A 24,682-nucleotide genomic window follows, 5' to 3' on the forward strand; every position below is an offset into this window, starting at 1 on the left:
TTTGCACCTCATTTTTTACTAATTGCTATTAATATTTTATTAGCATGTCGTTTATTTATGATTAATTCTCAAACAGTTGGGTCAAAAGCAAGCTTATTTTGCTTTTCCAGATACAACCTTCGGAGCTGTTTTTTTAGGTTCGAAGGATATTACTACTTCACTTTTTTAAAGAAGGCCGTAGATATATCTCCAGTACCATCCTCCAAATAATCTTCTAATACCAAAACCAAATAATTGCCTTCAAAGTAGTATGGTATAGTTTCACCAGTTATAAGGATTGTTTTTTTTACCTCATCTCGCGTACCATAGTATATCTCTTCCCTTTTTGATTCTTCAACAAAGTAAGTTAACTTAATGCTTCCATCTGCCTTCCATTGGATTTTGGCATTGGGATAGTCTTTGTCCCAAACCTCCCTTACAAGTTTTCCATTTAAATATTCCTGGGTCCTGTATTTATCTAATACATACTCTACATCTGGGGCAATTTTGCCTTTACTGCATGCTGAAATCATTAGGATGATTAATAACCCTAAAAAGTTAGTTTTAATAAATTTCATAATTTAATATTGGTTTGTTTTCGCCTGCTTAGGATAAAATCATTTCCCTCTTCATTTATATCAGAGACCTATATCTTGGTCTATCATCCTAAATGAAGGAAAGCATTTGTTCTAAATAAGTTAATAAATGTTTAGAACCGAAAATAGATAATTTATTATCTCAATTAGACGCATTTACCGAATGTCAATACCAAAAAAGTTCATGCTTCCTAAAATAAGAAACAGATTCTTCGTTCAACTGTGATTCTGAACAATTCGTGAAGAATCTGTACGGTTTTCCTCTATAAAACCCTGTCATTTTCCACCGAAGGTGCAAGAACCGCACGCCAATATTTCCTACGTTAATTTGATTTTAGGAGTGCAATATTCCGAGATGTTTCGTGTCTCAACATTAACAGCCAGGTTGAATTTAGCGCCATGAAATGTTTGATATCTCACATCCCACATCTCAAATCTCTCTCCCCTATATTCCCGCCGAATTAAACTGCAGGTCATACAATTTCCTATAATAACCCTCCAGCTCCAACAGCTCATGGTGCGTGCCGATTTCCTTGATCTCACCCTTATCCAGAACAATGATCTTATCCGCTTTCTGTATGGTGGATAACCTATGCGCAATCACGATAGAAGTACGGCCTTCCATCAGGTTCTCGATGGCATTTTGAATCAATTCCTCCGTTTCCGTGTCAATGGAGGAGGTTGCCTCATCAAGGATCAGGATTTTTGGATCATGAACTAAGGCCCGGATAAAGGATATTAGCTGCGCCTGACCGGCAGAAAGCGTCGAACCTCTTTCTTGGACCTGATAGTTGAAGTTCCCTGGAAGTCGCATGATAAAATCATAAGCACCGACTTTCTTAGCAGCATCCTCAATAGATTCAAAGGATATATTAGGGTTGTGCAGATTGATGTTGTTCAGAACCGTGTCCGAGAACAGGAAGACATCCTGCAGCACGGTGGCAATGGTCTGACGTAGGAATGTCAGATCATAATCCTTGATATTAACACCGTCTAATAAGATCTCTCCTTTTTGGATTTCATAGAAACGGCTCAGGATATTGATAATAGATGATTTTCCAGCACCCGTCGCACCCACTAAAGCTAGGGTTTCACCCTGCTCCACATGGAAGCTTACGTCTTTCAATACCCATTTCTCATCATTATAGGCAAACCAAACATTTTTAAAGGTAATCTCTCCCTTTACATGTTCCGGTTTGTAATTTCCTTCATCTGGGGTGAATTCATCGGTATCTAGCACATCAAAGATACGCTCAGCAGAGACCATTCCCATCTGAAGGGTGTTGAACTTATCGATTAACTCGCGTATTGGTCTAAAGATCATGTTGATGTACATGATAAAGGCGACCACTACACCCGGAGAAATGACATCGGCCAAGATCTGTTTGGACCCGTACCATACCAATAGACCTGTTGCAATGGCCACAATAATTTCCAATACCGGAAAGAAGATCGAGAAATACCAATTCGCTCGGATATGCGCATTTCTATGTTCCGCATTGATAGCCTTGAATTTGCGCATCTCTTGGTCTTCCCGGGCAAAATATTGGATAACGCTCATGCCAGAGATATGTTCCTGTAGAAAGGTATTCAGATTGGAAACCCATAGCCTGACACTTTGGAATGCTGACTTCATGGCTTCCTTAAAGATATAGGTCGCAGCAATCATCAGTGGCATAGGAATCAAAACGACCAAGGTCAATTTCCAATCCGTATAGAACATTACCCCTAGGATAACGACCAACTGCAGAAGGTCGCCAATAATTTGGATCAGACCTTCCGAAAAGATATTGGCAATGGTTTCCAGGTCAGAGATGGTCCTGGTGATTAATCTACCGATCGGGGTATTGTCGAAATATTTTAACCTTAGGTTGGTGATATGGTTGAAAACCTGGATGCGGATATCCCGGATAACGGATTGTCCAAGGGTATTGGTCATCAGGGTATGGAAATAACGGATGATGGTTTGCGCTATCAAAAGGGCAAACATCAATAGAAGCATGTTAGTCAATCCTTCCCCTTTTCCGGATAATATATAATGGTCTAAGGTATATTCCACCAATAGCGGAAGGGCAGGAGCTACAGCTGCAAGTAATATCGTTAGTATAACGGAAACCCAGAAAACAGGCATATAGGGGCGGATGTATTTAGCTAACCTTCCCAGTAGTTTACTGTCGTATGCATTTCCTGAAATTTTGTCTTTTTCCAAAATCTTCGTTTTAATCAATATATGGATAATGGACCTCTGTTAGGTAAAGCCCACAGGCCGGAACCGAAGTGCCAGCTTTAGAGCGATCCATACTTTGAATTACCTCTTTAATATGTTCTATAGGTTTCTTGCCTAGGCCGATTTCCATCAGGGTTCCAACTATTGCCCGAACCATGTTTCGCAGAAAACGATCTGCAGAAATATGGAATACCAATCTTTCGCCTTCCCACAACCATTCTGCACGTTTAATATCGCAATAATTGGTGAATACTTGTGTGTTCGATTTGCTGAAACAAGAAAAATCTTGCCTACCTAACAAATCTAGGGCTGCAATGTTCATTTTTTCAACATCCGGTTTGTCGCGCAGCTGCCATGAAAACCCATGTTGAAAGGGATCCTTCTGGAAATGTACATGGTATTCATAACTCCTTTGCGTGGCATCAAAGCGAGCATGGGCCTCTACAGCTACCCCAATCAAGCGTTTTGCTGAAATGTCAAAAGGCATCAGGGCATTCAGGGAATGGACAAACCTCTCCTTGTTCTCCAAAACATGAGCATTACTGGAGAAATGAACAAATAGCTGTTTGGCATGCACCCCACTGTCCGTACGTCCTGCGCCTATCGTTTCTACTTCTTCGCGAAGTAAAATCGAAAGAGCTTGGTTCAGTTTTTCCTGAACAGAGACAGCGTTATCCTGGATCTGCCAACCATGGTAGGCCGTTCCATTGTATGCTATTTCCAAAAAGTATTTAGGTATTTGTTCTTCCACCATGCAAAGGTAATTAATATCAAATTAGCTCATATGCGCAATTATAAAGATCAGGTAAAAAATTAAGGCAGGTCCAGGATTGTACCTGTTCCAGATGAATGCCTTGTACTTGAATACAAGTACATAATTTACCACTTATCTGGGTATGTTTTTGCGTGCTAATTAGCTCTACCTTAGTCCAATAATAAAACTCATAGATCATGAAAAAGGTAATAATCATACTAACATTATTTTTAGGCTGTACATATGCAGCTTCTGCTCAGGGATTTTTGGACAAAATCGACAGAGCATTGAACAAGGTGGAAAACACATCCAATAAGGTAGACAATACCTCGAATAAGGCCGGACGTATTGGCGGTAAATTAGGTGGGCTTTTAGGTAAAAAAGGCGATAATGCTGCTGCTGCCGAACTGGTAGTCTTAATTGAAGGGGTAAATCTTGCTGAATTGAAAACCATTTCCTCTGGATTGGAATCCAATAAAAAGGTTTCTGATGTGAAAATGAAATATAAAGCATCAGGTTCGACATTAAATGTACAGTTCAAAGGCGATGCTGAAGAGCTTTTTGAGGCGCTAAAGAAAACTAGCCCTTTGATAACCGATGAATCGGTGCAGGCAATCGAAGATGAAGGTATTGCTATAAAAATCGAAAAATAGTTTATCTTTATACACATCATGCATAGGCAGTGATTTTCACTGCCTATTTCTATTTAATAAAAACCTACAGATAAGCATTATTTATGGAAGCTAGGTGCAAAATATTGCCAATCCTGCTGCTATTGTGCCTACTTGTTCCCACAGCTAAAGGAGAACAGGTAAAAAGGCCCTATCAAGCAGAAATTGATAGCCTAGAAAAAATCATAAAAACCGACCTAAGTGTTGAAGAGAAAGCTTTTAATATCTTTGAACTGTCTTTTTACTACTCCTATTCAGATTCTGCCACAGCCCACAATTACCTGAAACAGGGTCTCCTGTATAAAAATGAATTTCCCGTCGCCAATGGGATGGGCAAAGTATATGAAGGACTGTTTTATATGGATTATGACCTGCCAAAAGCGATCCGTCTATTCGAAGAAGCCGATGCAGAACTGGCCAAGATTGAGGGAAACAAAGCGAAATGGCTAAGGGCTAAATTATTGAACAATATGGCTTCGGCCTACCAATGGCAGGATAAACATATCAGGATGTTGGAAATCTTGGTCAATAGGGCGCTGCCAATGGCCAAGGAAGCCAATGATGATATTATCACCGGAAATATCCTCTATAAGATCGGACTGAATTTCTGGAACAATCTGCAATATACTGAAGCCAATAAATATCTATTGGAATCATTGGAGCACCTGAATAAGGGAAAATATGACCCCTATACCATGAATGAGGTATATAAGCTTCTGGTCGTTTCCTTAAATGCAATGGATGATAGTGTCATGTCTGAAAAGGTCATGTTAAATTATGAGAAATTTATCAAGAGGCATAAAGGTTCCTTGCCCTTAAGCGACTATCATTTTGTGCATTCGGTCTACAATCGATTTAAAAAGAACTATGATGTATCGCTCATCCATATGGATAAATCCATTGAATACCTTAAAAAAGAAGGGGAGCCAAACCCTCGTGCCTTGACCAGTTTATATTACCAAAGGGCACTGATAAACCTCAGCAAAAAGGATTTTCAGTCTGCATTCAAGGATTTGAATGAATATGTCGAAAAAAGGATGGATATAGGTTATACTTTCTTTCAGGACAGTTTGAACATCGCCATCGCATATGTCAAAATCTATGAAGGATTAAAGGACTATAAAAAAGCCATGGAATGGGTGAAAAAGAAGGATGTCCTTCAGGATACCATGTATAACAGGCGGATCAGAGAGTCCTTAATGGATTATGAAGTAAAATATCAGACCCTCGAGAAAGAAGGTGAGATCCTTTCCTTAAAGACAGAACGGGAGAAAACCGAGAGCGATATCAAAAATACCCGTATCATCATTGCCTTGGTGGCGATCATCCTATTATTGATCGGATATTTCCTGTTCAAGAATCACCAGAAAAACAAAAGATTGCTGCAGCAACAAGAAATCAACAATAACCAAAAACTACTCGAGGAAAAGCAAAAACAAAAACTGCTGTCCCTTGATGCCATGTTGCATGGAGAAGAAAAAGAAAGGAACAGGCTCTCTAGGGATTTGCATGATGGCCTAGGCAGTATATTGGCTTCTATCAAATATAAAATCTTGGACACTCAATTGTCCAATCCAAATGATAAAGTGAATTCCATTTTAGTCGATATGGATTTTGCCATTACAGAAATGCGAAGGATTTCCCATAACCTTATGCCTGAATCCCTGCGTCGTTTTGGTCTTGCCGTATCATTAGGTGACCTGTGTAAGAGTCTGCAGAATTCCAATACCAAGATCGAACTGCAATTATATGGATTGTTTAATGTACTCAGCCAAGAACAGCAGACCCATATTTACAGGATCATTCAAGAATTGATCTATAACTCCCTGAAACATTCGGAAGCCAAACATATCTTGGTGCAATGCAGTGTCGAAGATAATGTGGTATTTATTACGGTTGAAGATGATGGCAAGGGTTTTAAGTCCGATCAAATAATGGATGATTCAAAAGATGGAGTGGGTTTGACCAATGTAAAAATTAGGGTGAATTACCTCCATGGTAAATTGGATATCCGCTCCGAAGTAGGCAAAGGAACGAGCATCGATATTGAGATTCTGGTGTAACTGTATCAGAAACCCACGGCAATGAACCATTTACCATGCAGAAACCAAAATCTATTTAAGTTGTTTGTATTATATTTGCGATATAAATAATCTATAAATATGATACAGCGTATTCAAACCGTTTGGTTATTGCTTTCAAGCCTAGTTTTATTTGCTCTTTTCATGTTCCCTTTTGTAGGCTACATTGATTTGGTAGGACTTGGAAAAAACATCTATGTAACTGGCGTATATTCCTCAGCAAATAACGTTACAACTAAAGAAACTGGCTTTTTATTGATGACCATTGCTACTGTGGTTCTGGCTTTGATCCCCATCTTTATCATATTCCAATATAAAAACCGAAAACTGCAGTTGAACCTGATCTTAGTGCAAGTGGTATTGATCTGTTTATTTGCTATTTGGATGTTTATTACAGCAAACAACATCCTTGATCTGATCAATCAGCATATTGGAGCTAACAATATTGGTATTGGATTTTTCCTTCTGCCGATTTCTATTCTATGCTTATCCTTTGCTATTCGTGGAATCAGAAATGATAATAAATTAATTAAATCAGCCGAAAGGCTTCGTTAATTCGAACGTATGAAACAAATTATATGGTTTCTTGGACTTGCTGTGGTGTTTTTTTTACCAAAAAATTCGCAGGCCCAAGAAGATCCTAACTTAAATGTTGTCGATGATATACAGTTTGACCTAAAGTCGGTAACGGCATCTGGTGACACTTTAGTGGTTGATCTGTTTGCCATATCTTATGACAAGAACCCTAGGGAATTTAGGTTGAATGTATTCGCTACTGCATTGATCGATGCGCAGGAAGAATCGCATATGTTAACCTCCGTGCAGATCGATAGGGTAATCGTGCAGCTTTCTGATAGAGAAAATTACCTGAATTACCTGTTACATCAAGACAAACCCGTCAATATCAAATTGAAATTGACACCTATGACAGAAGAAATAAAGAACGCGAAAATGGTTAAAATCGTTTTCAATGCCTTGGAAGAGGAAGGCCAATTCCTCGATGCATTTATAGATCTTGAACAAGAAAAGGAGCAATAATGCTCCTTTTTTCGTTTATGGATTGTTGATAATAACCTTTTCGATTTGACATATTGGATAGATCTATCCTTCTTCTCTTTCCAATCTTTCCAATTCTTCGTAATTCTTCTCCAATTTTTTGACCAGCCTGATATAGATCAGCTTATAGATCCATTTTACGAAAGCAATCATGGCCCATCCGATTAGGAAAATGACGATTCCCAGGAAGGTAAAAAACAAGATGTTATGGCCAACGGATTTATGGATGACGTCCTCTTCCCAAATCATTCTCAGAGCGGTTATTCCCAATCCGACCAAAATCATGTAAATATTGAAGCGAATATAATAGGTAACTGTTTTTCTGGTTAGCAAAATATTGGACAAAAGCTCCTTGGTATTATTGGTGTTCTTTATCTTTCTATAAGAATTGAAAAAGGAATAAATAAAATAAAGGATGATGATATAGGAAACCACATCAATAAAATTCGTGAGCAGTTCCAGCGGATAGGGCATTTTTTCTGGGTCCGTGTCAGAAAGAAATACGAACACATTTAATAGTACCCCAAGAAATAATTCGATGATGCTGATAATAAAGATCCATTTCACAAGGGAGGATGAACTCTTGTGCAACATATTTCGGATTTCCTCCTTGTTTACTTTAGGAAAACCCTGGTCTTTTTGCCAATGTTGTTTTAGAAAATCTAGTTCATCCATTAAACCACTCCTTTCTTTGTTAGCATTTCTTTCAGTTTGTTCTTGATTCTATTCATTTTGACCCGGGCATTAACTTCGCTGATCCCTAATGTTTCTGAGATCTCTGTATAGTCCTTGTCTTCGAGGTACATATAGACCAAAGCTTTGTCGATATCATTCAATTGCCGTACGGCATCATATAGGTGTTTTAACTGGTCTTCAGTCTCCGAATTGTATTCCTCATAGCGGATGTTGGCTAGGGATTGATCCCAATCAACGGTCGCAATCTTTGTCTTTTTACTTCGATATAATGATATGGCCGTATTCAAGGAAACCCTATAGGCCCAAGTGGAAAACTTTGACTCACCTTTGAACCTTGGATACGATTTCCACAATTGAATGACCATCTCCTGGAACAAGTCCTGGTGGGATGCCAGATCTGCTGTGTAAAGCTTGCAGATCTTGTGTAGGATGTTCTGATTATCCTCCAAAAGATTTACAAATTCTTGCTCTAGGTTCTCAATCATTTATTGGTATTTGTCGACAATAGTAAGGTATTGTTACAACATGTAGATACATTTTTTTAAATTCGCTCAATGGCAAAAACAAAATCAGCATATTTCTGTCAATCATGTGGATATGAATCTCCAAAGTGGTTGGGGCAATGTCCTTCCTGTAAGCAATGGAATACCTTTGTGGAAGAGGTTGTGGAAAAGGCATCTAGCCGTGTTCCCGAATGGCGAAGTACCAGTACAGGTCCTGGAATACAGAAAAGAACGAACAAAGCTGCGGTCATCCATGAGATTGTATACTCCGAAGAACAACGGATCCTGACTCCTGACAAAGAATTCAACCGTGTTCTAGGGGGAGGAATTGTGCCGGGTTCATTAGTGTTGATCGGCGGGGAGCCGGGAATCGGGAAATCTACCTTGATGTTGCAATTGGCCCTTTCCATTCCTAAGGTAAAAACACTTTATATTTCTGGGGAAGAGAGCGAACAGCAGATCAAGATGCGAGCGGAAAGGCTAGCCCAAAGTTCCAATGCGAATTGTTATATCCTGACCGAAACATCCATGCAGAACATCTTTAAACAGATCGATCAAGTGGAACCCAATGTGCTCGTCATCGACTCCATACAGACTTTACATACTGCCCAGATCGAATCGGCTCCCGGTTCGGTATCTCAGGTCAGAGAATGTACAGCTGAACTGCTTCGATTTGCCAAAGAAACCAATACTCCGGTATTTATTGTTGGCCATATCACCAAAGACGGATCTATTGCAGGACCAAAGGTATTGGAACACATGGTGGATACCGTATTGCAGTTTGAAGGAGATAGAAACCATGTATATCGAATCCTGAGAGCAGTAAAGAATAGATTTGGATCTTCTTCGGAACTGGGGATTTACGAAATGCAAGGCTCAGGTCTAAGGGAGGTTTCCAATCCATCGGAAATTATGCTTTCGCAAAGGGAGGAACAGGTCAGTGGAATTTCCGTAGCAGCGATGTTAGAGGGCATGAGGCCGCTGATGATCGAGGTGCAGGCCTTAGTGTCCAATTCCGCATATGGAACGCCTCAGCGAAGTTCCACCGGCTTTGACACGAAAAGGTTGAACATGCTCTTGGCGGTACTTGAAAAACGCTTTGGATTTAGGTTAAGTGCTCAGGATGTATTCTTGAATATCGCCGGAGGATTAAGGGTGGAAGACCCAGCAATTGATCTAGCCGTGATTGCAGCGCTTATTTCCTCTCAGCAGGATATAGCCCTCCCGTCTAATATAACTTTTGCAGCTGAGGTTGGCCTGTCTGGAGAAATCAGGGCGGTAAACCGGATCGAACAGCGAATCCAAGAAGCCGAAAAATTAGGATTTGAACAGATCTTTATCTCAAAATATAATACCAAAGGATTGGATGTGAAAAGATATCAGATCCTGGTCAGGCCAGTGGCCACCCTAGAAGATGTCTTCAGAATATTGTTTGGTTAGATAAGGCATAAATAAAAAAAACTCCGAGATAATTTCCCGGAGTTTTTTTATGATGTTTTTTGCTTATTTGATTACTTCAGCAAGTTTAGCCTCAAGAGCTTCACCACGAAGGTTAACTGCAATGATCTTACCTTCTGGATCTAAAAGGAAGTTTTGGGGAATACCCTCAATTCCATAGAGTTCCACTACTGGTGAATGCCAGAACTTAAGGTCAGAAACTTGGGTCCATCCTGAAAGATTATCAGCTTTAATAGCCTCTAACCAATCTGTTTTACCATTTTCACGATCTAGGGAAACACCGTAGATAGTAAAGTTCTTGTCCTTAAATTTATTGAATGCAGCAACTACATTCGGGTTTTCATGACGACATGGTCCGCACCAGCTTGCCCAGAAGTCAATCAAGACATATTTTCCACGTAAAGATGATAATGCAACCACTTTACCGGTTGTATCAGGCAATGCGATTTCTGGAGCTACTGATCCAATGGCAACCTTCTTTTGTTTCTCGATCTTTGCTGCCAAAGCTTTTCCACGTGTAGAATTTTTTAAAGCAGCAGGAAGCTTTTCATAAGCCGGCGCTACCACATTATTTACGGTTTGCGCACTTACCATTTCATCCAATAACCCTAAAGTCACATAACTGCCTGGATTATCTTTGATGAATTGCTCGTTCAGCTGAGTTTGTTGTTTGAATAATCCTTCAGCCTTTCCTTGCAGGTTCGTCAGGAATTGCTCGTCCTGTTGTTGGTCAGGACTTGCAGCTTGGTATTCCTTGTTTAATGCTTCAAACTGATCTGTTACCGCTTTAATTGATGCTTTGTATTTGCTGAAATCAGTATTGATCTCATTTCCTGAAATTTCAGCGGTTGCCATTTTATCCCCAGTAACCTTGATTACCCCTTTAGAAAGGTAAAGCATGGTCATATCCGGTGTTTCAATCTGGTTCAATGGTTTCCCATCGGCAGATAATATCATCTGTGCCTGTGTAGGCTCTGATACAATACCATTGTAGGTAAACTGTCCTTTATCAACATTAGCAGAGTCAATATGGCGTTGTCCGCCGTCTACATACATCAAATACACTTTCGCTGGCGCATTCACATCCTTTATATTTCCTTTGATGGAAAAGTCCTCTTGGGCAAAAAGCAAAGTAGGGACTGCTGCCAGTACAGCTAACATTGTTTTTTTCATATCTATTGTTTTACGTTTTTTACTATAGTACATTAATCGTTCCATTACCATCTTCCGCTGGCACCACCGCCGCCGAAGCCACCGCCTCCGAAACCTCCGAAGCCGCCGCCTCCACCGCCGCCGAAGCCGCCGCCAAATCCACCACCATCATTATCGCCGCCACCACGGCCCAATGAGTTCAATAATGTCCACCAGAACAGGTCAGATGAACCTCGGCCACCCATTACCTTACCACCGCCATTTTTGCCGCCACCTCCAGATTTGGAAATAATGGAAATTAATATGATGATACCGATTACAATGAATATGATAGGCACTCCACCGCCACCTTCTGTCGAATAGCCGTCCCGAGGGTCAGCCTGATATTCTCCTCTGGTATAGGATATCAATGCATTTGTTCCATTGTCAATGCCTTGGAAATAATCTCCTTGGCGGAAGGCTGGTTTGACCTCGTTCTCAATGATTCGGTAAGCAATGACATCAGGAACTGCACCCTCTAATCCGTAACCCGTACGGATAGTGACTGCACGGTCTCCAAGGGCAACCAAAAACAAGATACCATTATCATATTTCTTGTTTCCTACGCCCCATTGCTTGGCAAGGCGATCCCCATAGTCTGCAATGTCGTAGTCGCCAGTGCTATTCATGACCACGACCGCAATCTGAATACTTGAGGAATCTTCAAATGCCAATAACTTCTGTTCAAGCTGTTTCTTCTGGCTGGAACTCAGGGTATTTGTATAATCCGTTACTAAATCCTTCGCTACAGGAGGAAAATCCTGTGCTATGGCTTGTAAATGAAATATTAAGCCTATAAAAAAGCTGAATAATATACGGGTTGAAAATTTCACAATTTGTGATGTTTTCTGCATAAAATTAAGATTTACCGAAATAAATATCATTCGGAAGTTCATTCACATCATCCGATCTCCGCGGGAAATACCTGCCTAATTGCTCACCGGCCTTTTCGATGCCAGCAATCAAACCACTGACATAATCTCCCTTTCTAAAAGAACCTAACATCAGGTCTTTTGTAGATTCCCAAAAATCCTCCGGAACTTTCTGATCAATACCGGCATCGCCGATAATGGCAAATTGATGGTCATCCGTCGCCAGGTAAATCAATACCCCATTGCGCAATGCCGTCTGATGCATCTTGAGCTTTTCAAAATAATCCTTTGCCAGGTCAATCGCTTCCTTGTCATGAACCCTGCGCTCAACGACCAGACGGATCTCGCCCGATGTCAGGTTCTCCGCTAGGCTTATCGCATGTTCTATTTTCTCTTGTTCTTCTTGATTGAATATCTCCATGAGGCTTTAAAATAGAAAAGATGAATGCAGAAGTGAAAGCCCCCAACATTCATCTTTACGTTATGTCAACAACAATAAAAATTCATTAAAACTGCACTGTAGGCGCTTTGTCAGAACCTTCAGTCGCTTTAAATGTTCCTTTTGCCTTGAATCCAAAGATTCCTGCCATAATGTTGTTCGGGAAGCTACGAACAGTGGTGTTGTAATCCTGAACCGCTTCATTGTAGGCTCTACGCTCTACGGAAATACGGTTTTCAGTACCCTCCAACTGTGCCTGTAACTCCTGGAAATTCGCATTCGCTTTCAAGTCCGGATAAGATTCTACGCTTACCAATAATCGTCCGATGGCCTGCGAAAGTCCATCTTGGTTTTGTTGGAAATTAGCAATCGCTTCCTCGCTCAAATTGTTTGGATCTACTTGTACGGAAGTCGCTTTTGCACGAGCCTCTGTTACAGCGGTCAATGTACCTTGTTCATGCTGTGCAGCTCCTTTTACGGTGTTTACTAAGTTAGGGATCAAGTCCGCTCTACGTTGGTAGGCGTTTTCAACTTGTGCCCATTTTCCTTTTACATTTTCGTCCTTGGATACCATGGTGTTGTACCCACAAGAACTGAAAGAAAGAGCAGTTAATAAACCTACAAATACGATTAATAATCTTTTCATGTGTAATGTTTTTACAAGTAATATTTAAAAGTAAGAATTTGTTTTCACAAAAAAGCAATATCAAATGACATACCAACTCTTCCTAAACACGAAATTCTGTCAGTTTTTGGTATCTTTGCCAAGATTTTTGGGATAAAACCCCAACAGACTATGCAAAAAGAAATTGAAATTGCCATTAGTCCTGATTTAGTTCAGGATGAGAACCGAATCCGCGCTGAAGGAGCCAAAAAACTTCGTGTTCCAACTCATAAAATCGATGGTTTCCATATCCGTAAGCGTTCCATAGACGCTCGTGGAAAGCAAGTGCTCTTCCGTATGCGGGTCGTCTTCTTTATCGACGAACCTGTACAACTCCCTGATTACCATACTGCACTTAAAAACGTAAAGGACGCTAAGCCCGTGATTATCATCGGCGCCGGTCCTGCAGGACTGTTTGCTGCCTATCGCTGCATTGAATTGGGGCTGAAACCTATCGTGCTGGAAAGAGGGAAAAAAGTGCAGGACCGGAGAAGGGATCTTGCCAAGATCAATCGCGAAGGCTTCGTCAATCCGGAATCCAATTATTGTTTTGGTGAGGGTGGTGCCGGAACCTATTCCGATGGTAAGTTGTACACTAGATCCAATAAACGTGGCGATGTGCAACAGGTCCTTTCCATCTTTGTGGAACATGGTGCAACCGAGGACATCTTAGTAGATGCCCGACCGCATATTGGAACCAATAAATTGCCACATATCATCGAGAGTATCCGTGAAAGAATCATTGAAATGGGCGGTGAGGTTCATTTCGATTGTAAAGTCACAGATATATTAGAGCAGTTCGGCAAGGTAGAAGGGGTTAAGACCGAAAGTGAAGGGATCATAAAAGCAGATCATGTGATCGTCGCAACGGGCCATTCCGCACGCGATATCTTTGAGCTGTTCCGTTCAAGAAATTGGCTGTTGGAAGCAAAACCTTTCGCCCTGGGTGTTCGCATCGAACATCCCCAAGCGGTCATTGATTCAGCCCAATACCATTGCTCCATCCGTCCGGAGAACCTTCCGCCAGCATATTACAGTCTGGTCGAACAAGTGGACGGCCGTGGTGTATTTTCATTTTGTATGTGTCCCGGAGGTATTATCGCTCCATGTGCCACTGATCAGGATGAAATCGTGGTAAATGGCTGGTCTCCTTCCAAAAGAAATAATCCGCATGCCAATTCAGGTACCGTCATCCAGATTAACCTGGAGGATGTTGTGGGTTCAGATCAAGATCCGTTTGCCCTATTGGAATTTCAGCGACAGATTGAACAGAAAGCCTTTCAACTGGGCGGAGGCAATCTCGTTGCCCCAGCACAGCGAATGGTGGACTTCGTACAGAACAAAGTTTCCCTTGATCTTCCCGAGAATTCCTATAAACCCGGAACACGTTCGGTAGATCTGCGTGAAGTGTTGCCAAAATTTGTGCATACCGCATTACAAGGGGCATTACCGATCTTTGGAAAGAAGATGAAAGGGTATTATAGTAATGAAGCAATTTTGGTAGGGGTAGAGTCCAGGACATCATCACCGATACGCATTCCAAGAGATAAAGATAGTTTGCAACATCCGCAAGTCGCTGGTTTATACCCATGTGCAGAAGGTGCTGGTTATGCAGGTGGAATTGTATCTGCCGCGATTGATGGAATGAATTGTGTGGATGCTATCATGGCCACGCTATAATTTCACAATTATTTGCAAAAATATCACGCTTAATGTTGACAAGAATCAAGTATTATTGTATTTTTGTAGCACTTCAAGCGAAAGTAGCTCAGTTGGTAGAGCACAACCTTGCCAAGGTTGGGGTCGCGAGTTCGAATCTCGTCTTTCGCTCCAAACAAAAGCTTCCAAATATTGGAAGCTTTTGTTATTTTAGGGAATGGCTACTTATAAATCCAAATGGGATAATTTTTACCTCCTGATCCTTTTTGCAATCTTAATACCAATGTTTACGGGGATTTTGGCTATATCGAAAGCACCCTTGTCAAAGTATTTGACAGTCCTTCCAACCTTAGTAGCCTGCGTTCTCGTCTTTTATCTGATTACTTATTTCACGACCTCCTATAAAATCGATTCTGAATATTTAAGATATCGCTGCTTAGTGTTTTTTGGAAAGGTCAAGGTCGATTCGATTAGGCGCATTGAGGTTGGCAAAAATTTATATAGCGGAATGAAACCAGCAACCGCCATGAAAGGTCTGATTATCTATTATGATAAATATGAAGAGGTCTATATCTCGCCAATAGATAATGAGGAAGTTGTCAATGCCCTCCTGAAAATCAATCCCCAGATTGAAGTTAGTTATCATAACAAGAAGCAGGATTAGAAGCTATATTTTAGCGGTTTTCATTGGGCAGGGTAATAAAAGAGGGGTGAGGTGGATGGATGGAATTTTGGCTAAAATGGTTGGGTCATATTGAGGTTCATCAGAAGTATCTCGGAAAAATGCAAACCTTTAAAATCAAAAATAACATAGATTGTATTGGCTTTCAGTTCCTGCACCTTAGGTGCAGGATGACACGTTCGTATAGAGAAGAACCGTACAGATTCTTCACTCATCGTTCAGAATAGCAGTTGTGCAAGAGAGGGATTCAGAGTGTCAACGAAGAATCTATTTTTATTTTTTTTAAGGAAAATCGGTCATTCCAAATCGCAAGATGAGGAAACCATTTTTTATTGCTTTGGCCCAATATGAGGGAATTATTAAAAAATATTTCACCCACACTGTGGGTTATCCGATTAACAATCCGATTTACTACAAAGATGTCACCCCTTCCAGGGGTTCCCAATTTATACAAACAACCATCCTTCCGCAGGAAGTCCTTTAGCATCCGGCTCATTTCCTTGGCGGAAAAATGGTTAGAATGCCGTCGACTTGTGCGATGGGATTGGCCTTGGAATGCTTTCAATAGATCATCCCTTTTAATGGGTTGATCTATTGAAAGATATTCCCGACAACAAGGCATTCTATCCATGTGTGGGAGCCCGTGCGAAAAGCCACCTTAAATGGGCCGAAGCCTTTACGGATTCGATTTGTTTTTGGTATCCGTGAGCTCCTTCGTCGGTTTGGTACTTTTGGGCTTCAAAAGTAACGAAGAACCTAAATTTTGTTTTTTTCTTAACTTAATGACATTGCCCTCTGGAGTTCGGAAAATTAACAAACATCATCTACTCCTTCTTTATCCCCAACTTCATTAAACTCGGCGTCATAAACGATATTATACCCAATAACACACATAGTACACCTGCAATAATAAATGCATTGGCTACGCCAATATGATCTGCAATGTTTCCGGCGAACAACAACCCGATCAGACTTGGGATGATTGCAAAACTGAAATACAGGGAAAATACCCTGCCCAACATTTCCGGAGCAATCTCTTCTTGGATGATGGTCATAAATACCGCATTGAATATCGACATGGATGCTCCACCTATTCCTGTCAATACCACAAAAACCATAAACATGGACGCTGGTAACAGACCGGAAAACACAAAGGTCAATCCCAGTAGGATATGCATATAATTGATCAGAAGGATCTTTCTGAAGGAAACCTTAAATGCACTCAATGCAGACCCTCCCACCAACATACCTACTCCCCAGATAACTTCAATCACGCTCATTTCAAATTTATCTCCTTTGAAATGTTCGATGGTCAGTAAGGGGAACATAATGGCAACTGGCAGGATGCCCATCATGGCAATGATGGAGTATAAAAACATCCGGTTTAGGCCTTTGTTCTGGTGGATGGCCAAGAAACCCAGCTTCAGGTCTCCCCAAACCTGCCTTAATGAGGCTTTACTTTCCGACTTGAAATATGGAATGCTGATGAACAAAAGGCTAGTGATCGCTACTGCTGCACCCAATACATCGAGGTAAATGACCTGGTTGATCGGTAGGTTGGCAATGGCCAAGGCTCCCAATGCAGGTCCGGCAATGGCACTGACAGAATGCAAGATCTGGTTCACACCTGAAACGCGCAACAGCTGGTCCTCTGGCACCAAAAGCGGAGCGATTGCCTGCATTGCTGGCTGGTGAAATGCAGAGCCTATGGAACGACAGACCATCAGCAGATAGATCAGCGATAGATTGATGTTTCCATCCTTCAGGGCGAAAGTCATCATGAAAGTACAGCAGGCAATGAAAGCATCTGCAAATATCATGACTTTCTTCCTGTCCCAACGGTCGATATACACGCCAGCAAATGGACCGATAATGGCCTGGGGCAATAGACCCGAAATGGCGGCAAAGGCAAGGACTTCCGCCGACCTGAACTCAAGGCTCAGCCAGATAATCATTGCAAAATTGACGGCAGAGCTACTTATCAAGGAGACAAATTGCCCTACCCATATATAGATATAGGTTTTAAACCAATGTTTCTTTTCCATGAAATAAAATTGAAATGTTTGTACCTGCAGCTAAAAGGAAATTAGCTGATTCATTAAACCGCGTAAGATTTATCTAACTCAGTAAATCCAAGGGTCCATAAAGAATAGTGCAAATTGGCAAGTGCTCATATGGCAAATATAAACCAAAGAGGCTGAAGTTCAAATGTTTTGAGAAAAATACTTTCCTAGAGAGGCGAAAATGGAAATGGGATTAAGGTATTCGTGAAAACTGATGACACAAAAAAAAGCGTCTTAACTTTCGCCAAGACGCCTTTATACTAAAACTACACTACTATTATTTTCTTTCTAATCCTTTTGCTACCAAGGCTTCTACAAAGTTCCTTACGTTTTCATCAGAGAACCTCGATGTAACGTCAAAAGCAAAGGCATGAACCAACAGGATACGTGCGCTCTCTTCACCGATACCGCGAGCACGTAAGTAGAACAATGCATCATCATCAAACTGTCCCATGGTACAACCATGTGAACATTTAACATCATCTGCAAAGATCTCAAGCTGTGGCTTGGTATAGATAGTCGCCTTGTCGCCGATCAACATGTTGTTGTTCTGTTGAAAGGCATTTGTTTTCTGCGCATCTTCTCGAACGAAAATCTTACCGTTGAAAACAGCTGTAGATTCGTCCTGTGGAATATTTTTGTACCATTCGTATGATTCACAATGAGGTTTCATGTGATCTACGATGGTATGGTTGTCTACAAATTGATTGTCAGCCAATAAGTTGATCCCGTAAAGGTGCGATTCAACCTGTTCAGCGTCCAAACGAACGTTTAGATCATTGCGTACAAAGGCTACACCTGGGAAATTACAGTTGTAGTTGTTGTACAAGCTGTGTTTCGTTTGGTAAACCTCGGTATGGTTGATGTAATGGCTGTTATTTGAAGCTAACTGCAAATAATAGTGTTGCATCTTCGCATTTTCTTCAACGACAATCTCGGTAACCTTGTTGTTCAGGTTGAATGCCGAACCATCCATTGTGATAAAGGATTCGATGATTTCAACTTCAGCATTCTGCTCAAGGATATATAGATTACGGGTCTGTGCAAAGAAATCCTGGTTCCCTGTAGCGACATGGACGATTTGGATAGGCTTTGAAACCACCTTATTGCGATTCACCTGCAGGAAGATTCCCGAAGTGTGAAAAGCAGTGTTCAGGGCTACCGTCGTGCTTCCTGTTGCATCTGCATGTTTTGCAAAGTGCTCTTGGAATTTCGGCTCATTTTGAGCCTCTTCGATAGGTTTTACGATCAAGCCGATCTCATCTTCCAAGGAAGAGAATGCCAAAACATATTGACCATTGATCAGCACAATGCGGTGTGCATCCAATCCAGGGATGTCCGCTGCGCTTAGATCTAAATTTGAAACATCCACATCCTCGTTCAACAGATAGTTCCTGTTGATCAAAGCATGGATATTCGTGTATTTCCAGTCCTCATTCTTTACAGTAGGGAATCCAAGATCATGAAAACGGCTGTAAGCCTCTTCGCGAAGAGCTTTTACCGCTGCCGTATCATTGCTTGTTTCCAGTTCCTGAAATGTTGAAGTCAACTGTTGGAATAAGGAGTTTGCTACTAATGTACTCATGTTATTTGTTGTCAATCCGCTCATTACCTCGTTTCTTAATACAACTGATTAGGCATTTTGCGTATCTAATTCTTTTAACCAGTCGTAACCTTTTTCTTCTAATTCAAGTGCCAATTCTTTTGTTCCCGATTTTACAATGCGACCATTGTGCAATACGTGTACATAATCCGGCACGATATAATCCAACAAACGTTGGTAGTGTGTAATCACGATAAATGCATTGTCCTTAGAGCGCAATTGGTTTACACCATTCGCTACGATTCGCAATGCGTCGATATCCAGACCTGAATCCGTTTCGTCCAAAATAGAAAGCTTTGGATTCAACATGGCCAATTGGAAGATCTCGTTACGTTTTTTCTCTCCTCCCGAGAAACCTTCGTTCAAGGAACGGTTTGCTAGGTTAGCAGAAAACTCTACCAATTGTTGTTTTTCTTTTACCGTCTTCAAGAAGTCTTTCGCTTCCATTGGAGGTAAACCTTTGTATTCTCGGATATCATTTACTGCTGTCTTCAAGAAGTTGATGTTTGAAACTCCTGGGATTTCAACAGGATATTGGAAAGCCAAGAACAAACCTTCGCGAGCACGGTCTTCAGGAGAAAGCTCCAATAGATCCACTCCGTCTAGGAATGCTTCACCTTCCGTCACCTCGTAAGAGTCACGTCCCGCTAATACATTTCCTAATGTACTCTTTCCAGCTCCGTTAGGGCCCATGATGGCATGAACTTCGCCGGCCTTAACTTCTAAATTCAGTCCTTTTAATATTTGTTTATCGTCGATTGACGCATGCAAATTCTTAATGCTTAACATATTCTATTCTATATTTCTATCCTACCGATCCTTCTAATGAGATCGCTAATAATTTCTGTGCCTCAACGGCAAATTCCATTGGTAATTGATTTAATACTTCTTTCGCATAACCATTGACGATAAGCCCTACGGCTTTCTCCGAATCAATACCGCGTTGGTTCAAGTAGAATACTTGGTCTTCCCCGATCTTGGAAGTGGTTGCTTCGTGCTCTAGGGTAGCAGTCTTGTTCTTGCTCTCGATATATGGGAAAGTGTGTGCTCCACATCTGTCGCCAATCAATAAACTATCACATTGGGTGAAGTTCCTTGAGTTGTCTGCATTTGGTCCGATCTTAACCAATCCACGGTAGCTGTTGTGGCTCTTGCCGGCAGAGATACCTTTGGAAATGATTTTTGAACGCGTATTTTTTCCTAAGTGGATCATTTTGGTACCTGTATCTGCAAGTTGCATGTTACGGGTCATCGCCACGGAGTAAAATTCGCCTACAGAATGGTCTCCCTTCAGGATTACTCCTGGATACTTCCAAGTGATGGCAGATCCCGTTTCAACCTGTGTCCAAGAGATTTTCGAGTGATCACCTTTACAGATACCACGCTTGGTCACGAAGTTATAGATTCCGCCCTTTCCGTCTTTATCACCAGGATACCAGTTCTGTACAGTTGAATATTTGATCTCTGCATTACGCATAGCAATTAGTTCAACAACTGCAGCATGCAATTGGTTTTCATCACGCATCGGTGCTGTACAACCTTCAAGGTAAGATACATAGGCATCCTCATCAGCGATGATCAATGTGCGCTCGAACTGTCCCGTGTTTTCTGCGTTGATACGGAAGTACGTGGAAAGTTCCATTGGGCAGCGAACGCCTTTAGGAATGTATACGAAAGATCCGTCCGAGAAAACAGCTGAATTCAGGGCCGCATATATGTTATCGGTTTGAGGAACTACGGTTCCCAAATATTGTTTTACTAGTTCAGGGTGTTCTTGTACGGCTTCTCCGAAGGAACAGAAGATAACCCCTTGTTCTTTCAGTTTTTCACGGAACGTGGTTTTCACAGATACCGAATCAAATACTGCATCAACTGCTACTACCCCAGCAAGTACCTTCTGTTCGTCCAGGGGGATACCCAATTTGGCAAAAGTTGCCAATAATTCAGGGTCCACTTCGTCCAAACTATCAAGTTGTTTTTTAGGTTTTGGGGCAGCGTAATAGGAAATGTCCTGGAAATCTACTTCAGGGTTCTTGAAGTTTTGCCAAGTCGGCATGCTCATTTTTAAGAAATGTTGGAAAGCCTTCAGTCTCCACTCCAATAACCATTCCGGTTCGTTTTTCTTCTTCGAAATCAAACGGATGGTATCTTCATTAAGACCTTTTGGAGCGATCTCCATCTCAATGTCGGTCGTAAAACCGTACTTATATTCTTCGAGCTCTAACTCTTTTAATAAATCGTCGTCTTTTGTGCTCATATCTCTTTCACTTTAATGATGGGTTCTTTCCCATTGGTTTTGATTTGCAAAGTTACGGTTTATAATGCAGAAAAAAGCTTGTTTTGTGTTCAACCTACACAGTAAACCGCAAAAAAAATGACAAATGTCATTTCTTCTGCATTAAAGGCTATTTAGAATGATTACATTATGACAATAGAATGATTGATATAAATAAAATCAATTGAATGTCAGTCAATAGATTGAGTCGGTCTATATTAGACCCCGCCAATAATTCAGAAATACATTTTGTGTTAAACCAAATATTATTTTGTATATTTACTATTCTTTAATTTTATTGAAAAGCCTATGTCTTACCAACCAGATAAAACGGACTTGAAGATTCTAAAGCTTCTTCAGGAGAACGGAAGGATAACTAATTTACAGCTGGCGACCAATATTGGTCTCTCGCCTGCCCCTACATTGGAGCGGGTCCGTAAATTGGAGAACTCTGGTTTCATCAAGAGTTACCATGCTTTTGTCGATGAGGAAAAGCTAGGATTAGGAATAAAATCATTCATTCAGATCTCCCTTGATTTCCATACCCATAATGCCATTCCTGAATTTGTGGAAGCCGTTCGTGCCATTCCCGAAGTGACCGAATGCCACCACGTAACAGGTAACTGCGACTTCATGCTGAAAGTATATGTTAAAGACATTAAGGCATATGAGGCGGTAATCATGGAGAAGATTTCGAAGATTCCTTTTGTGAAGACTTTCCAAACCATGATGATTATGTCCACCAGTAAAAAAGAACCAATTGTACCATTAGAATATTAATCTTTAAAGATGGCATATCAAGATTCTGCAATCATATTGACATGGCCAGATGCTACCATCCGTGGAGATGAAAAATGGATGATGTTTTTCAAAAAAATTGGTATTGTCAAAAATTTAAACTTCAAGGTTGGGCATACCGGTGTTGTCTTGGTAAATCACCAGACGGGCGAGTTGCTCTTTTATGATTTTGGCCGCTATATAACCCCCCGAGGTTACGGAAGGGCACGATCGAAGGATTCCGACCCAATGCTGGAGATCAAGGTCAAGGCTAAGTTCAAGAATGGCCAGATCGAAAACATCCAAGAGATCATTGCTGCAATCGAACCCTTAAAAGGTGCCATGTATGGTGAGGGAAGGGTCTTTTTCAGCGTGGCCAGCGATATCAACTTTGAAATCGCCAAGGATTATGGTGATAAATGCGTAGAGGAGGGTACATACCCCTATGGCGCTGTCGCTAAGAATAACAACAACTGTTCCCGATTCATTACCAGGATGTTGATGAAGGCTTCCAAGAAATATCATTTCTGGCACGGTATCAACCTGCCGGAAACCATTAAAGCGAGCCCTATCAGCAATATCGTGAATGTTTGCAAGAGCAGGATGGTGAACAGCTATAGCCCTTCGGACGGGTTTCAGTCATTCAAGATGGACCGTTGGAAGTCTTTCTTTTTTCTGGTTAAACAGCTGGGAGATAATGTGTTCAGGAACAAGGCGGATCTACTGCCCAATGACTTGATCATCGGTGCCGTTAATTTTGGGTCTAAACCTATCACCGTTCCTAAACATGCGAAATATCTTGGCGGCGTTGGTGATGGGGCATGGTACTACCTTCACGAAAGACCGGATGCGCAGATTGAGATCAGCCGATATTCGACCTTAGGCAACCTGGAATACGTTGTTTTGGGCGAGGCGTCCCAGCCTGTGGATTTTCATGAGGATTGGGAGATTACCTATGATAGCCATCTGATGTTTACCCATATCCTGCAGCATAACCAGAAGATTAGGATCAATCATATTGAAGTCCTCTCTACCGAGGATTATAAATTCAAAAATTTATTGGAAAGGTACGCGTAGCTGCCTAAACTTGCCAATCAATGGCTTGTTTCCCATGTTGTTGCAGGTAACTGTTTGCCTGTGAGAAATGGGCGCATCCGAAGAATCCTCTGTAAACCGATAGTGGTGAAGGGTGTACAGCGGTTAAGATAAGGTGCTTGCTGCTATCGATCAATGCTGATTTCTTGATGGCATAGCTTCCCCACAGTAAGAATACGACATGTTCGCTCTGCTCTGATATCCCTTTGATGATCTCATCCGTAAAATATTCCCATCCTTTCTTCTGGTGCGAACCGGCTTCGTGTGCTCGAACCGTTAAGGTTGCGTTCAAGAGCAAAACGCCTTGTTTGGCCCATTTTGTCAGATCGCCATGGTTCGGGTATTGAAATCCTGGAATGTCAGTCACCAATTCGGTATAGATGTTTCTTAAACTGGGTGGTATGGCAATTCCAGCAGGGACCGAAAAAGACAGCCCATGTGCCTGGCCATCGTTATGATAGGGGTCTTGGCCCAAGATAACTACTTTCAGGTTTTGAAAAGGGGTCAATTTGAAGGCGTTAAAAACCAGGTCCTGCGGAGGAAAAACCTTGTGCAGGCTTCTTTCCTTTATTACAAACTCGGATAAATCCTGTAAGACAGTGCTGTTGAATAAAGGCTTAATGATAGGTTCCCAAGAAGAATCAAAACGGTCAGACATATGTTTATATAAAATTTTACATTATTTTGCTGTAAACAAGTTGGATACTACGGCAATTTAACGGATATTTGCAAACTTACAGTATTAAGCATAATTATGTCAAATATAGTTCGCATTATAATTTGTAGTTTGTTGGTGATCGGAACGGTTGCATTGTTCTGGATTGGTCAATGGGGCTGGGGGATTTTAGCAATCCTGATTACTATTTTAGCTTGGGTAACCGTGTTCTTCAATGAGAAGATGCTTATCGCCCAATGGTTCTTGCGCAAAGAACGTATGGACAAAGCTGAAGTTTGGTTGAAGAAAATCAAGAACTACGAAACGGAATTGATCTCTGCTCAATATGGTTACTACCATATGCTTTTGGGCTTGATCGAATCTCAAAGAGCACCTTTACAATCAGAGAAATATTTCAAGAAAGCCTTGACAATGGGCTTGCATATGGATCATAACGTGGCATTGGCCAAGTTAAGCCTTGCTGGTATCGCTATGGCAAAACGTAATAAGCGCGAAGCTGAAAAGCTTCTGGCCGAAGCTAAGAAAGCTGATAAAAACAAATTGCTGGAAGAGCAGATCAAATTGATGAAAAACCAAATGGGAATGATGGACAAACAACAGTTCCGTTATTCTAGATAACAAAATATTTAAAAAAGGAAAGGGTGGATTTTTGAAAATCCACCCTT

General features: G+C 41.2%; 24 protein-coding genes and 1 tRNA gene. 11 read left to right on the plus strand and 14 right to left on the minus strand.

Annotated elements, in window-relative coordinates:
- Positions 1 to 152: 152 nt before the first annotated feature.
- The 3 genes from NMK93_RS00790 to truA form a co-directional block, all read right to left on the minus strand.
- Positions 153 to 557: a hypothetical protein gene (locus NMK93_RS00790; protein ID WP_185215778.1), complete on the minus strand. Its 405-nt coding sequence runs from the start codon at positions 555 to 557 to the stop codon at positions 153 to 155.
- Between the two features lie 463 nt (positions 558 to 1,020).
- Positions 1,021 to 2,784 carry an ABC transporter ATP-binding protein gene (locus NMK93_RS00795; RefSeq protein ID WP_254526653.1) on the minus strand — a complete coding sequence of 588 codons (1,764 nt, stop codon included), beginning with the start codon at positions 2,782 to 2,784 and terminating at the stop codon, positions 1,021 to 1,023.
- A 10-nt stretch (positions 2,785 to 2,794) separates the two neighbouring features.
- The gene (gene truA, locus NMK93_RS00800) at positions 2,795 to 3,556 is read right to left on the minus strand and encodes a tRNA pseudouridine(38-40) synthase TruA (RefSeq protein ID WP_185212903.1); all 762 of its coding nucleotides are present in this window, start codon (positions 3,554 to 3,556) and stop codon (positions 2,795 to 2,797) included.
- A 197-nt stretch (positions 3,557 to 3,753) separates the two neighbouring features.
- On the opposite strand from truA, the gene NMK93_RS00805 reads away from it, so the two are divergent.
- The 4 genes from NMK93_RS00805 (at position 3,754) to NMK93_RS00820 (ending at position 7,346) form a co-directional block, all read left to right on the plus strand.
- Positions 3,754 to 4,209, plus strand: a complete 456-nt coding sequence (locus tag NMK93_RS00805; RefSeq protein WP_254526652.1) for a hypothetical protein — start codon at positions 3,754 to 3,756, stop codon at positions 4,207 to 4,209.
- A gap of 83 nt (positions 4,210 to 4,292) precedes the next feature.
- Entirely contained in the window at positions 4,293 to 6,290 is a 1,998-nt protein-coding gene (locus NMK93_RS00810) for a sensor histidine kinase (protein ID WP_254526651.1), read from the plus strand.
- A gap of 99 nt (positions 6,291 to 6,389) precedes the next feature.
- A complete protein-coding gene (locus tag NMK93_RS00815) occupies positions 6,390 to 6,863 on the plus strand; it encodes a DUF4293 domain-containing protein (protein ID WP_185212906.1) in 474 nt (157 codons plus the stop codon).
- Between the two features lie 9 nt (positions 6,864 to 6,872).
- On the plus strand, positions 6,873 to 7,346 hold the full coding sequence (locus tag NMK93_RS00820; protein ID WP_185215780.1) for a hypothetical protein: 474 nt from the start codon (positions 6,873 to 6,875) through the stop codon (positions 7,344 to 7,346).
- A 63-nt stretch (positions 7,347 to 7,409) separates the two neighbouring features.
- On the opposite strand, the gene NMK93_RS00825 is transcribed toward NMK93_RS00820, so the two are convergent.
- Together NMK93_RS00825 and NMK93_RS00830 are read right to left on the minus strand one after the other, a co-directional pair.
- A complete protein-coding gene (locus NMK93_RS00825) occupies positions 7,410 to 8,039 on the minus strand; it encodes a hypothetical protein (protein WP_185212908.1) in 630 nt (209 codons plus the stop codon).
- Positions 8,039 to 8,545, minus strand: coding sequence for an RNA polymerase sigma factor (locus NMK93_RS00830; RefSeq protein ID WP_185212909.1), 507 nt, complete (start codon positions 8,543 to 8,545; stop codon positions 8,039 to 8,041). The genes NMK93_RS00825 and NMK93_RS00830 overlap by 1 nt, the downstream gene beginning before the upstream one ends.
- A 69-nt stretch (positions 8,546 to 8,614) precedes the next feature.
- On the opposite strand from NMK93_RS00830, the gene radA reads away from it, so the two are divergent.
- Positions 8,615 to 10,003: a DNA repair protein RadA gene (gene radA, locus NMK93_RS00835; RefSeq protein ID WP_185212910.1), complete on the plus strand. Its 1,389-nt coding sequence runs from the start codon at positions 8,615 to 8,617 to the stop codon at positions 10,001 to 10,003.
- Positions 10,004 to 10,066: 63 nt separating this feature from the next.
- Here the strand turns inward: radA and NMK93_RS00840 are convergent, their stop codons facing one another.
- The 4 genes from NMK93_RS00840 to NMK93_RS00855 all read right to left on the minus strand — a co-directional run bounded on the left by NMK93_RS00840 (position 10,067) and on the right by NMK93_RS00855 (position 13,169).
- Positions 10,067 to 11,194, minus strand: a complete 1,128-nt coding sequence (locus NMK93_RS00840; RefSeq protein ID WP_254526650.1) for a TlpA disulfide reductase family protein — start codon at positions 11,192 to 11,194, stop codon at positions 10,067 to 10,069.
- A 44-nt stretch (positions 11,195 to 11,238) separates the two neighbouring features.
- Positions 11,239 to 12,066, minus strand: a complete 828-nt coding sequence (locus tag NMK93_RS00845) for a YgcG family protein (RefSeq protein ID WP_185212912.1) — start codon at positions 12,064 to 12,066, stop codon at positions 11,239 to 11,241.
- Positions 12,067 to 12,070: 4 nt separating this feature from the next.
- Complete coding sequence (locus NMK93_RS00850; RefSeq protein WP_185212913.1) at positions 12,071 to 12,505, minus strand: TPM domain-containing protein; 435 nt, start codon at positions 12,503 to 12,505, stop codon at positions 12,071 to 12,073.
- Positions 12,506 to 12,590: 85 nt separating this feature from the next.
- Complete coding sequence (locus tag NMK93_RS00855; protein WP_254526649.1) at positions 12,591 to 13,169, minus strand: LemA family protein; 579 nt, start codon at positions 13,167 to 13,169, stop codon at positions 12,591 to 12,593.
- Positions 13,170 to 13,319: 150 nt separating this feature from the next.
- On the opposite strand from NMK93_RS00855, the gene NMK93_RS00860 reads away from it, so the two are divergent.
- From NMK93_RS00860 to NMK93_RS00870, 3 genes are all read left to right on the plus strand, one after another.
- The gene (locus NMK93_RS00860) at positions 13,320 to 14,867 is read left to right on the plus strand and encodes an NAD(P)/FAD-dependent oxidoreductase (protein WP_254526648.1); all 1,548 of its coding nucleotides are present in this window, start codon (positions 13,320 to 13,322) and stop codon (positions 14,865 to 14,867) included.
- A gap of 77 nt (positions 14,868 to 14,944) precedes the next feature.
- Positions 14,945 to 15,020 (plus strand) — tRNA-Gly (locus tag NMK93_RS00865).
- Between the two features lie 109 nt (positions 15,021 to 15,129).
- Positions 15,130 to 15,510, plus strand: coding sequence for a PH domain-containing protein (locus NMK93_RS00870; protein WP_254526933.1), 381 nt, complete (start codon positions 15,130 to 15,132; stop codon positions 15,508 to 15,510).
- An 842-nt stretch (positions 15,511 to 16,352) separates the two neighbouring features.
- On the opposite strand, the gene NMK93_RS00875 is transcribed toward NMK93_RS00870, so the two are convergent.
- The 4 genes from NMK93_RS00875 to sufB form a co-directional block, all read right to left on the minus strand.
- The gene (locus NMK93_RS00875; protein WP_254526647.1) at positions 16,353 to 17,573 is read right to left on the minus strand and encodes an MFS transporter; all 1,221 of its coding nucleotides are present in this window, start codon (positions 17,571 to 17,573) and stop codon (positions 16,353 to 16,355) included.
- A 295-nt stretch (positions 17,574 to 17,868) separates the two neighbouring features.
- Positions 17,869 to 19,176, minus strand: coding sequence for a Fe-S cluster assembly protein SufD (gene sufD / locus NMK93_RS00880; RefSeq protein ID WP_185212918.1), 1,308 nt, complete (start codon positions 19,174 to 19,176; stop codon positions 17,869 to 17,871).
- A gap of 48 nt (positions 19,177 to 19,224) precedes the next feature.
- A complete protein-coding gene (sufC, locus tag NMK93_RS00885) occupies positions 19,225 to 19,983 on the minus strand; it encodes a Fe-S cluster assembly ATPase SufC (protein WP_185212919.1) in 759 nt (252 codons plus the stop codon).
- A gap of 16 nt (positions 19,984 to 19,999) precedes the next feature.
- Positions 20,000 to 21,451: a Fe-S cluster assembly protein SufB gene (gene sufB / locus NMK93_RS00890; RefSeq protein WP_254526646.1), complete on the minus strand. Its 1,452-nt coding sequence runs from the start codon at positions 21,449 to 21,451 to the stop codon at positions 20,000 to 20,002.
- Between the two features lie 327 nt (positions 21,452 to 21,778).
- Between sufB and NMK93_RS00895 the strand changes: the two genes are divergently transcribed.
- A complete protein-coding gene (locus NMK93_RS00895) occupies positions 21,779 to 22,249 on the plus strand; it encodes an Lrp/AsnC family transcriptional regulator (RefSeq protein ID WP_093101265.1) in 471 nt (156 codons plus the stop codon).
- 9 nt (positions 22,250 to 22,258) lie between these two features.
- On the plus strand, positions 22,259 to 23,323 hold the full coding sequence (locus NMK93_RS00900; RefSeq protein ID WP_254526645.1) for a DUF6695 family protein: 1,065 nt from the start codon (positions 22,259 to 22,261) through the stop codon (positions 23,321 to 23,323).
- Positions 23,324 to 23,327: 4 nt separating this feature from the next.
- Here the strand turns inward: NMK93_RS00900 and ung are convergent, their stop codons facing one another.
- Complete coding sequence (gene ung / locus NMK93_RS00905) at positions 23,328 to 23,999, minus strand: uracil-DNA glycosylase (protein WP_254526644.1); 672 nt, start codon at positions 23,997 to 23,999, stop codon at positions 23,328 to 23,330.
- A 96-nt stretch (positions 24,000 to 24,095) separates the two neighbouring features.
- Between ung and NMK93_RS00910 the strand changes: the two genes are divergently transcribed.
- The gene (locus NMK93_RS00910) at positions 24,096 to 24,635 is read left to right on the plus strand and encodes a DUF2892 domain-containing protein (RefSeq protein WP_185212923.1); all 540 of its coding nucleotides are present in this window, start codon (positions 24,096 to 24,098) and stop codon (positions 24,633 to 24,635) included.
- Positions 24,636 to 24,682 lie beyond the last annotated feature (47 nt).

It is taken from the genome of Sphingobacterium sp. LZ7M1 (genome assembly GCF_024296865.1).
Classification (GTDB): domain Bacteria; phylum Bacteroidota; class Bacteroidia; order Sphingobacteriales; family Sphingobacteriaceae; genus Sphingobacterium.